General features: G+C 72.1%; 9 protein-coding genes. 4 read left to right on the top strand and 5 right to left on the bottom strand.

Annotation, left to right across the window (positions count from 1 at the left end; translation table 11 throughout):
• On the top strand, positions 1-302 hold a 302-nt coding region (locus tag J1C73_RS12475; RefSeq protein ID WP_278186547.1), incomplete at its 5' end, for a serpin family protein.
• A gap of 30 nt (positions 303-332) precedes the next feature.
• On the opposite strand, the gene J1C73_RS12480 is transcribed toward J1C73_RS12475, so the two are convergent.
• Positions 333-1,424, bottom strand: a complete 1,092-nt coding sequence (locus J1C73_RS12480) for a DUF2330 domain-containing protein (RefSeq protein WP_207316437.1) — start codon at positions 1,422-1,424, stop codon at positions 333-335.
• Between the two features lie 265 nt (positions 1,425-1,689).
• On the opposite strand from J1C73_RS12480, the gene J1C73_RS12485 reads away from it, so the two are divergent.
• Positions 1,690-3,798 carry a bifunctional glycosyltransferase 87/phosphatase PAP2 family protein gene (locus tag J1C73_RS12485; RefSeq protein WP_242644071.1) on the top strand — a complete coding sequence of 703 codons (2,109 nt, stop codon included), beginning with the start codon at positions 1,690-1,692 and terminating at the stop codon, positions 3,796-3,798.
• 133 nt (positions 3,799-3,931) lie between these two features.
• Here the strand turns inward: J1C73_RS12485 and J1C73_RS12490 are convergent, their stop codons facing one another.
• Together J1C73_RS12490 and J1C73_RS12495 are read right to left on the bottom strand one after the other, a co-directional pair.
• Positions 3,932-4,927 (bottom strand): AEC family transporter, encoded by a 996-nt coding sequence (locus tag J1C73_RS12490; protein ID WP_242644072.1) that lies wholly within the window; start codon positions 4,925-4,927, stop codon positions 3,932-3,934.
• Positions 4,928-5,000: 73 nt separating this feature from the next.
• Positions 5,001-6,251 carry a cytochrome P450 gene (locus J1C73_RS12495; protein ID WP_207316432.1) on the bottom strand — a complete coding sequence of 417 codons (1,251 nt, stop codon included), beginning with the start codon at positions 6,249-6,251 and terminating at the stop codon, positions 5,001-5,003.
• 303 nt (positions 6,252-6,554) lie between these two features.
• Here J1C73_RS12495 and J1C73_RS12500 point away from each other — a divergent pair, with 303 nt between their 5' ends.
• Positions 6,555-7,724: a steroid 3-ketoacyl-CoA thiolase gene (locus tag J1C73_RS12500; protein WP_207316433.1), complete on the top strand. Its 1,170-nt coding sequence runs from the start codon at positions 6,555-6,557 to the stop codon at positions 7,722-7,724.
• Positions 7,725-7,832: 108 nt separating this feature from the next.
• The gene (locus J1C73_RS12505; RefSeq protein WP_207316434.1) at positions 7,833-9,095 is read left to right on the top strand and encodes an alpha/beta hydrolase family protein; all 1,263 of its coding nucleotides are present in this window, start codon (positions 7,833-7,835) and stop codon (positions 9,093-9,095) included.
• Positions 9,096-9,235: 140 nt separating this feature from the next.
• Here the strand turns inward: J1C73_RS12505 and J1C73_RS12510 are convergent, their stop codons facing one another.
• Together J1C73_RS12510 and J1C73_RS12515 are read right to left on the bottom strand one after the other, a co-directional pair.
• A complete protein-coding gene (locus J1C73_RS12510; RefSeq protein WP_207316435.1) occupies positions 9,236-10,063 on the bottom strand; it encodes an ECF transporter S component in 828 nt (275 codons plus the stop codon).
• Positions 10,060-10,700: AAA family ATPase (locus J1C73_RS12515; RefSeq protein WP_207316436.1), on the bottom strand; the 641-nt coding region annotated here is incomplete at its 5' end. The genes J1C73_RS12510 and J1C73_RS12515, both read right to left, overlap by 4 nt.

The following is a 10,700-nucleotide window of genomic DNA, read 5'->3' on the forward strand; positions in this document are numbered from 1 at the left end:
CCGATCAGTTGCCGGCGCTCGGCATCCGGGTCGCGACGAGCGCCGCCGCCGACTTCGGGTGGATGTCGCCCGAGCCGCTCCTGATCTCCCAGGTGGTGCAGGAGGCCGTGGTGAAGGTCGCCGAGGAGGGCGTGCAGGCCGCGGCCGTGACCGTCATCGCCGCACCGGGGGGCGCGGCGCCCGTGCAGCAGCGCTTCCGGCACATCGCCTTCGACCGCCCGTTCGGGATCGTGGTCCTGGACGGCGGCGGCGAGGTCCCGCTCTTCACGGGCTGGCAGGCGGACACCCCGGTGGAGGGCTGAGCCCCGCAGGGCGTCCTCGGGCGCCCGCGCTCACCGCAGCGGTGGCGGCGCGGTGACCGGCGGCGGCGGTGCGACCGGTCGCCGCCGCCTGGTCCGCACCAGCAGCAGCACCGCCGCGACCGCCACCGCCGCGGCGCCGAGCAGCGACAGCACCCAGGCCGGAACGGGCCCCACGCTCAGCAGCTCGTCGTGGTAGTACGTGGTCCGGTACGGGGTGTCGGCGGCCGCGGCCCGGAGCTCATGGTCCCCGTCGATCAGCTCCGGCCGCGGGAACGACTGGTCGATCGCCGTGACGAACACCGGCTTCCCGCCCGTCAGCGCCCCCAGGGCCGGGTACTCGCCCTTCTGCTGCCCGGCGTCGACCCGCCCCGCATAGGTCACATCGGGCGGCTCGCCGCCGATCGCGCCGCGCGGCTCCATCCGGTCCGCCGCCAGCACGTACAGCCCCAGCGACTGCGGCGTCGCAGCGAGCCGGGACAGCCGCATCGGGTAGACCGGCCGCTCGCTGGCGAAACGCAGCCGCAGCGGGTCGAGCCGGCCGAGCAGCGGACCGCCCTTCTCTCGAGGGGCGAGGCGGATCGCCACGTACTCCCACTTCTGATCGACGTAGGGCCGCAGCGCCGTCGACAGCCGGTCCGGGAGTTCGAAGCCGTTGTCCGTCAGCCAGCCCTCCAGGGCCGCGGGGTCGGTCGCGGTCAGCCGGGCCACGTCGAATGGCCCGAGCCGCTCACGGCCGACCACTCCGACCGGTGCGGCCGCCGCGGGGGCCGCACCGGATCCGGATGCCCGGTCCGAACCGCCGAACGGCCAGTCCTTCGCACGTGGCCAGAAGTAGTGCCGTATCTCGTGGACCGGCGCGGTGAGGGTTTCGAGCTCGGAGAAGAGCGAGGCGTCACCCAGCCCGACCGTGGCCCGGTGCGGCACGGGCATGATCCACGCCGCCGCCGGGGCGTTCCCGCGGACAGTGAGCCGCATCACGATCTGCTCGCTGCCGCCGGACCAGCTGACCACGGAGGTCTCCCGGTCGACCGTGACCCGGCTGTCGCGGTCCACCACCATCGCCCCGCAGCCACAGGCGTACGCCGGTGCGATCAGCGAGCCGAGCTGCAGCGACACCAGCATCATGACCAGGGAGAGCGCGCGCACCGCCCACGTACGCGATCCGGCCCGTGTCCCCTGATCTGTCCCCGTCCATCCCATGCGCCGGCTCCTCCCCCGTTGGCCCTGGTCACGGGCACAGACGTGGCGGCGGCCCGGCCGGTTCCGGCCACCCGGTCCCGGCCCGATCGAACGGGCGGGCATTCTTTCGGACAAAAGCCGGGTGACAGTCAGGCGAAGAGGGGGTTGATTGTGTCTACCTCATAGCGCAATGCGAAGGTTTCACAGCATGCCCGGATCGAGGGCCGGCACAAGACGGCGGGAGGGTCGGCGCAGCGTGGCGAATGCGGAGCACAGTGTGCGCGGAGATGCGACGGCAGGGACGAGGACCGGGGCGGCCCGGGCGGTTCTCTGGCTGGTTGTGGCCGCGTTGGCCGTACGGCAGATGGCGGTGGTGCTGCGGCAGCCGCCTGGCGAACGGCTCACCGATCTGGAGACCTGGATCGGTGAGAACGGTGTGCTTCATGTGACGGGCTCGCTGTACGACACCGACCGGTTCACCGGCACCCCCTTCGCCGGGATGGTGCTGAAGCCGCTCACCCGGACCGCCGAACAGAGCCTCGGGGTCGCCTGGACCTTCGGTTCGCTGCTGCTGGTCGCCGCGCTCGGCATCATCGCGGCGCGCGCCCTGCCCGGCCCGGTCAACCGGCGTACGGCGCTGCTCGCCGCGCCCGTCGCGATCACCCTGCTGATGCTCTCGCTGCCGGTCCGCAACGCCCTCTACCTGGGCCAGACCAGCATCCTGCCGGTCCTCCTGGTGCTCGTCGGCTGCTTCGTGGTCCGCGGGGAACGCGCCTCGGGCGTCCTGATCGGCGTCGCGGCCGCGCTCCAGCCGACCGTGCTGCTGTTCGCCGTGCTGCTCTGGCTGACCGGGAGACGCCGCGCGGCGCTGACCGGCGGCGCCGCGTTCGCAGCTTGCACGGCACTGGCCTGGGCGGCGATGCCGCACGACTCGTGGACGTACTGGGTGCACCACGTCGCCGGGGCCGGCCTCGGCGATCAGGCGGACAGCCTCGCCAACCAGTCCCTGCACGGCGCGCTGCTCCGGTTCGGGCTGGAGGGCCCGCTGGAGATCGCGCTCTTCCTGGTGCTGGCCGCGGCCGTCTGCTTCCTCGGTCTGCGCCGCGCCGTACGGTACGCGCGCGACGGCCAGCTGCTGCTCGCCGTGGCCGTGACCGGCTGTGTCGCGGTCGCCGTCTCGCCGACCGCCTGGCAGCACCAGCTGCTGTGGGTGCTGCTCGCGGTGGTCGGCCGGGTCGGCGCGCGCGCCTCGGACCGGATGGTGTGGCCGGCCGTCGTGGTCCTCGTGATCACGCTGCCCGGCAAGATGCTGCTGCCGAACATCGAGGCGGTGTTCCCGGTACGCGACAACGTGCTGCTGATCGCCGCGCTCGGGGCCGCGTGCGTCGCCCCGTTCCTGCCGCGCACCTCGCCGTACTGGCAGCAGCCGATCCCCACCGACTACGCGGCCCCGGTCGCGGCCCGCTGGAGCAGGGTGCCGCTGCTGCCGTTCTGGCGGCGGGTGCTCAGCCGGCCCAACCTGCTGCTGGAACTCCTGCTGATCAGGGTCGTCTACTCGGCGTACCAGCATGTCAGGCTCGCCGCGACGGCCGGCCGTGCCACCGCCGAGCATCACGGCGGGCAGGTCCACTCGCTGGAGCAGTGGCTGCACATCGACATCGAGCACTGGGTCAACCACGCGGTCGTCGGGGTCGGCTGGCTGCGGGACTTCTTCGACTACTACTACTCGACGTTCCACTTCATCGTGCCGCTGGCGATCCTCGGTGTGCTGTACGTGCGCCGGCCCGCGGACTACCGCTGGGTCCGCAGCTCCATCGGCTTCGCCACCGTGCTGGCCCTGGTCGGCTTCTGGCTCTACCCGCTGGCCCCGCCGCGTTTGATGCCGGGGCTCGGCTTCATCGACACGGTCCACGGCGTCCAGGACTTCGCGAAGCCCGACTACGGCACGCTGACGGGGGTGACCAACCAGTACGCCGCGATGCCCTCGCTGCACTTCGGCTGGTCGCTGTGGTGCGGTGTGGTGATCGTGATGCTCGCGCCGAAGACCTGGATGAAGCTGCTGGGGGTGCTGCACCCGCTGTTCACGGTCTCCGCGATCGTCGCGACGGGCAACCACTGGGTGCTCGACGCGGTGGGCGGGGCGCTGGTGGTCGCGCTCGGCTTCGGTCTGACCTACCTGCTGTCCGGACCCCGCCGGCTCCAGGAGCCCGCGGTGAAGCCCGCGCAGCCCCCGGCGGCCGGGCGGCCGCCGGACAGGGCGGCGGTGCCGGAACGGGTACCGAAGGCCGAGGGTGAAGCGGTGGCCGGCAAGTCGTAGCCGCCGGCGGCCGCCCGCGGACGCGGGCCGAAGGGGTGGCGGGGGCGTCAAGGCTCCCCCGCCACCCTTTCGGCAGGTGGATCGTCGCGCTCCCAGCATCCGCCCGCCGGGCACCGCCCGCCACTCGGACGGCTCAGCGGGCCGGCCCCAGAGCCCAGGTGGCGAAGGACAGCGTGAGCATCGACACCACCGTGGAGGCCACCACGGCATTGCGGGCGAGGCCGGTGTCCAGGCCGTACTCCCGGGCGTAGATGAAGGCGTTCTGAGCCGTCGGGAGCGCCGAGCAGAGCACCACGGCCAGCACCTGGTGGTCCGGCAGGCCCAGGAGCGGACCGGCGACGAGGAAGCCGGTCAGGGGCTGCGCCAGTGTCTTCAGCGTGACCGCGACCCCGACCTCCGCCCGGCCCCCGACGCGAGCGGTCCCGCCTGCCGGGCCCCCGTGCAGGGACAGGCCCAGCGTGACCAGGGCCGTCGGCACGGCCGCGGCGCCCAGCAGATCGCAGGAGTGGGTGAGGGCGGCCGGCAGCCGCAGCCCGGCGGCGGAGACGGCGACGCCGAGCAGCGAGGCCATGATGACCGGATTGCGGACCGGCATGGTGAGCATCCGTCGCAGCCCGCCGCCGGGGCGCCCGCCGCCGGGACCGCCGGCCGCCCGGGTCCCCGAGTCCAGCAGGGTCAGGATCACCGGTGAGACCAGCAGCACCTGGAACAGGATGACCTGCGCGACGAACGAGGCGTCACCGAGCACCTGCACCGCCACCGGGATGCCCAGGTTGGCGGAGTTGACGTAGCCGGAGGCCATGCCGCTGATCGCCCCGTCGGCCCTCCCGCGGCCGAAGAACCGCCGGGCCACCACGTATCCCAGACCGGACACCAGCGCCGTGGCCGCCGCGAACGCCACCACCGGCAGCTGGGCGAAGCCGGCCGGCCGGGACCCCGACACCATGCTGAACAGGGCCGCGGGCATGGCGACATGGAAGACGAAACGGCCGAGCACGGCCTCGGCCTGCGCCCCGAGGAGGCCGCTGCGGCCGACCGCGTACCCGGCAGCGGTCAGCATCCAGATCGGCCCGAAAGCGGAGAGCAGGGCGTGCATGCCCGCCATGATCCCGCCACGCCCGTCCGCCATTCGTACAGGGGTGCGGACGGGCGTACCGCAACAGCCGGACAGGTCCTGCCCGGCGTCGCGTTCCGGGCCGTGCTCAGCCGCGCGTCGTGCTCACCTGGAGCTGTTTGATGCCGTTGAGCCAGGCCGACCGCAGCCGCCGCGGATCGCCGACCAGCCGCAGGTCCGGCAGCACGTCCGCGATGGCGTTGAAGATCAGGTCGATCTCCATCACGGCAAGGGACTTGCCCAGGCAGAAGTGCGGACCGCCGCCACCGAAGCCGAGGTGCGGGTTGGGATCGCGGGTGATGTCGAACTTCTCCGGGCTCTCGAAGACCTCGGGGTCGTTATTGGCCGAGGAGTAGAACATCCCGACCCGGTCGCCCTTCTTGATCTGCTGACCGCCCAGTTCGAGGTCCTGGGTGGCGGTCCGCTGGAAGGAGACCACGGGCGTCGCCCAGCGGACGATCTCCTCGGCGGTCGTCTCCGGCCGCTCGCGCTTGTAGAGCTCCCACTGCTCGGGATGGGTGAGGAAGGCGTGCATGCCGTGGCTGATGGCGTTACGGGTGGTCTCGTTTCCGGCCACGGCGAGCAGGATGACGAAGAAGCCGAACTCGTCCGACAGCAGGTTGCCCTCGCCCTCGGCGGCGACCAGCTGGGAGACGATGTCCTTGGCCGGGCACTCCTTGCGCGCCGCCGCGAGGTTCATCGAGTACGAGACGAGCTCCATGGCCGCCTCGGCACCGATCTCCTCGGTGATCGCGTACTCCGGATCGTCGTACGAGGCCATCTTGTTGGACCAGTCGAAGATCCTGGTCCGGTCCTCCTGCGGTACGCCGATCAGCTCGGCGATGGCCTGGAGCGGCAGCTCGACGGCGATGTTGTTGACGAAGTCGAACGAGCCGTCGGCGTCCGCGGCGGCCAGCGCCGTCTCGACGATCGAGCGCGCCCGGCTGCGCAGCGCCTGTTCCAGGGAGCGGATGGCGCGGGGGGTGAAGCCGCGCTGGACGATCTGGCGGACCCGGGTGTGCTCGGGCGGGTCCATGTTCAGCATGATCAGCTTCTGGACGTCGATCTGGTCGCGGCTGATCGTCTCGTTGAAGCGGATCACCGCGGTGTTGGTGTTGGACGAGAACAGCTCGGGCCGGGTCGAGACGTACTTGACGTCCGCGTGCCGGGTGACGACCCAGTAGCCCTCGTCGTCGAAGCCGGAGATACCGGCGGGCTGGGTGCACCACCAGACCGGTGCGGTCTCGCGCATCCGGGCGAACTCCGGGTGCGGTATGCGGGCTTGGAGCAGATCGGGATCGGTGAAGTCGAACCCTTCGGGCAGATGGGGGCAGGGCATCGGCAACTCCAGGTCGGTCCGAGAGCCGCCCGAGCAATGTCTGACGACCCATCAGATGTTGCCCGAAAGGTAGTAACGAGTTCTACAACTGACAAGAGGCGTGGCCGGATCTGTTGCGTGAAGAATCCGTGAACCAGGCCGGATTGTGGTGGGTGCTGACGGTGAAGCATGGGCAAGGTCCGTGCAAGCCCCTTGCGTACCGGGGGTAATCCTCATAAGACTGCACGCAGAACTAGAACGCGTACTAGTTCCTTCCGTGGGCGCCGGGACGCCTCTGCGGAAGTGCGAGGAGAGGACGAGCTCATGGCCGCGGAACCCGTCATCGTCGAAGCCGTACGCACTCCCATCGGCAGGCGCGGAGGCGCGCTCGCCAATCTGCACCCGGCCTATCTGCTGGGTGAGACCTACCGTGAACTTCTCGGCCGGACCGGCATCCAGGCCGACTGCGTCGAACAGATCGTCGGCGGCACCGTCACCCATGCCGGCGAACAGTCCATGAACCCCGCGCGCAACGCCTGGCTCACCGTGGGGCTTCCGTACGAGACCGCCGCGACGACCGTGGACTGCCAGTGCGGCTCCTCGCAGCAGGCCTCCCACATGGTCGCCAACATGGTCGCGGCCGGGGTGATCGACGTCGGCATCAGCTGCGGGGTCGAGGCGATGTCGCGGGTGCCGCTCGGCAGCGGCTCCAAGCACGGGCCGGGCAAGCCGTGGCCCGACGAGTGGAACGTCGACCTGCCCAACCAGTTCGAGGCCGCCGAGCGCATCGCCCGCAAGCGCGGCCTCACCCGCGAACACGTCGACTCGCTGGGTCTGGTCTCGCAGCAGCGGGCGGCCGCCGCCTGGGCCGAGGAGCGCTTCAAACGGGAGACGTACGCGGTCCAGGTGCCCACCACCGAGGCGGAACAGGCCGCCGGGCAGGGCATGTGGCGGCTGGTCGACCGCGACGAGGGGCTGCGCGACACCACGATGGAGGGGCTCGCCGGGCTCAAGCCGGTGATGCCCACCGCCATCCACACCGCGGGCAACTCCTCACAGATATCCGACGGCGCCTGCGCGATCATGTGGGCGTCCAAGCGCATGGCGCGGGCGCTCAAACTCAAGCCGCGGGCCCGGATCGTGGCCCAGGCACTGGTCGGCTCCGACCCGCACTTCCACCTCGACGGACCCGTCGACGCCACCCGTGCGGTGCTCGGCAAGGCCGGGATGTCGCTCAAGGACATCGACATCGTGGAGATCAACGAGGCCTTCGCGTCGGTCGTGCTGAGCTGGGCCCAGGTCTTCGAGCAGGATCTGGAGAAGGTCAACGTCAACGGCGGTGCGATCGCGCTCGGCCACCCGGTCGGCGCCACCGGGGCCCGGCTGATCACCACGGCACTGCACGAACTGGAGCGCAGGGACAAGGAGTTCGCGCTGATCACCATGTGCGCGGGCGGAGCGCTGGCCACCGGAACGATCATCCAGCGGCTGTAGCCGCGCAGGGTGGTGGGACGCCCCGGCCCGATGGTGCTGCCAGGTACACCCCTGGGCGGGGGTGTACGCGGATGTCGGCGCCGGCCGCGGTTGCCTAGCGTCGGGGCCATGGAAAACAACGCGAGCAACTCCACCCGGGCGAACGGGACTCGACGACTCCTGGCCGCCGCCACCGTGGTGGTCCTCGCCGCACTGAGCACGGTTCCGGCCGCGGCGGCCGGGCACTCGGCGCCCGGCCGCCAGGCCTCCGCGCAGCGGCACGACGCGCGCGGCGGACTCCTCGCCCTCACCCCCGTCGCCCGCGTCGGCCGGGCCGGCGTCGCGGACTTCCTCGCCACGGCGGGCATGGACACGGCCACCGTCAGACACGGCGTCCGGGCCTACCGCCTCACCTACCGCACCGTCACCCCGCAGGGCGGTCCCACCACCGCCACCGGGCTCCTCGTGCTCCCCGAGGGCGGCGCCCACCGGCTGGACCTGGTGTCCGACACCCACGGCACGATGGTCCACCGCGACTACGCGCCCTCGGTCGGCGAGGACTCCGGCCGCTACGCCGCCTACCTCCACGCCTCGGCGGGGCGGGCGGTCGCCGCCCCGGACTACCTGGGCCTGGGCAGGGGCCCCGGATTCCATCCGTACATGGACACCCGGTCCGCCGTCACCGCATCGCTCGACATGCTCCGCGCCTCGCGCACCGCCGCCCTCCGGCTGGGCCGCCCGCTCACCGGTGACGTGTACGCGAGCGGCTTCTCGCAGGGCGGCCAGGTGGCCATGGCGCTGGGCAGGGCGCTGGAGAGCGGCGCCGACCGGCGCTTCACCCTGCGGGCCCTGGCCCCCGTGTCGGGACCGTACGACATCGAGCACGCCGAGGCCCCCGGCACCTTCGACGGCAGCATCAACCCAACGAGCGCGATCTTCTACATGACGTACTTCCTCACCGCGCAGAACCGGCTCCACCCGCTCTGGAAGGACCCCTCCGAGGCCTTCCGGGAGCCGTACGCGGACATCGTCGACGCTCTCTTCGACACGAACCACACGGAGGAGGAGATCTTCCAGGCCCTCCCCGCGACGCTGAAGGAACTGCTCACCGACGACTACTACCGGCAGATCCAGCAGCCGAGCGGCGCCCTGCTCGCCGCGTACCGCGCCCAGGACGGCAACTGCGCCTGGAAGCCGGACGTCCCGGTACGGCTCTACTCCTCGTCGGGCGACACCGACGTGCCGATCGCCAACGCCCGTCACTGCGCGGCCGACCTGGCGAAGCGGGGCGTCGAGGCGCCGGTGACCGACCAGGGGCCGGTCAGTCACAACGAGACGTATCTGAAGTCGGGTCCGCAGATCGTGCGCTGGTTCGACGCCGCGGCGGCGTGACGCTGACCCCGGGCGCGGACGCCGACAACCCCGACCGCACTGCGGTCGGGGTTGTCGGTCACTGCTGGACGGGGTCCGGGCCGGCTCAGTACCAGCTGTTGGACTGCCGTTTCGTACGGACCAAGGTCCTGTGGGTGCCCTCACTCGTCCGGGACGTCGAATGTGACCTGGGCCTCGAAGGCGGCGCGCCGGGTGGCCCTGCGCAGCGCCTTCAGGAGCGCCGTCCCGACGGTCAGCGTCAGTACGACGGTGAGCACGGCCCGGCCCAGGTCCCAGCCGGCCGAGGTGGCCGTGCAGTACGCGAGGAAGCGCACCAGGTTCTCCGGCACCGGGTCTCCGGGATGGAAGGAGATGCCCGAACCGAGGCCCGGCACGATCGTCCACCCGTACAGATTCATGACCGTCCCGTACGCGAACGCCGCCACCGCCCCGTACGCCGCCAGCATCAGCAGCTCGGCGCGCCCGCGCAGCCGGTCCGGCCCCGGCAGCAGCCCCGCGCCCATCGTGAACCAGCCCATCGACAGCATCTGGAACGGCATCCACGGGCCCACCCCGCCGGTCAGCAGCGCGGACGCGAACATCGTCACCGAGCCGAGCACGAAGCCGAAGCCGGGCCCCAGCACCCGCCCGCTCAGCACCATCAGGAAGAACATCGGCTCCAGCCCCGCCGTGCCCGCCCCCAACGGCCGCAGCGCAGCGCCGACCGCGGCCAGCACCCCCAGCATCGCCACCGCCTTCGCGTCGAGCCCGGCGTCCGCGATCATCGCGACCACCACCCCGACCAGCAGCGGCAGCAGCGCGGCGAACAGCCAGGGGGCGTCCTGCGAATGGGCGAGGCCCGAATCGGCCCCGGCCAGCAGCGGCCAGCCGAAGGCGACCACGCCGATCGCGCTGATCAGCACCAGCGCTGCGACGGCCCGCGGCCCGAGCCGCACCGGCCGCGTCCCGCGCCCGGTCGTTTTGCTCATGCGACGCCCCCCAGCGCCTCGCGCACCTGCGTCACGGTCAGCCACTCCTGAGGGGCCAGGATCTTGGCGATCTGCGGGGCGAACGCCGGGGACGACACCACGACCTGCGCGGTCGGCCCGTCCGCCACCACCTCACCGTCGGCGAGGATCACCACCCGGTGCGCCAGCTCGGCGGCCAGCTCCACGTCGTGCGTGGCCAGCACGATCGCATGGCCCTCGGCCGCCAGTGCGCGCAGCACCCCGACGAGCCGGGCCTTCGCCGCGTAGTCCAGGCCCCGGGTCGGCTCGTCCAGGAGCAGCAGCGGGGGCCGGGCGGTGAGCACGAGGGCGAGCGCCAGGGCGAGCCGCTGCCCCTCGGAGAGATCACGGGGGTGGGTGTCGTCCGGTACGCCGGGCAGCAGCTCGGACACCAGGGCCCGGCAACTGCCCGGCGCGGCGCCCGCGTCGGCGTCCGCCGCCGCGCACTCGGCGGCGACCGTGTCCGCGTACAGCAGATCGCGCGGCTCCTGCGGTACCAGGCCGACCCGGCGCACCATCTCGCGCGGCGGCGTGCGGTGCGGGGTGCGGCCGCCGACCAGGACGCTGCCGGAGGCCGGCTCGACCATGCCCACGAGGGCGGCGAGACCGTCGCACTGAT

Source organism: Streptomyces laculatispora, from assembly GCF_017353455.1.
Classification (GTDB): Bacteria; Actinomycetota; Actinomycetes; order Streptomycetales; family Streptomycetaceae; genus Streptomyces; species Streptomyces laculatispora.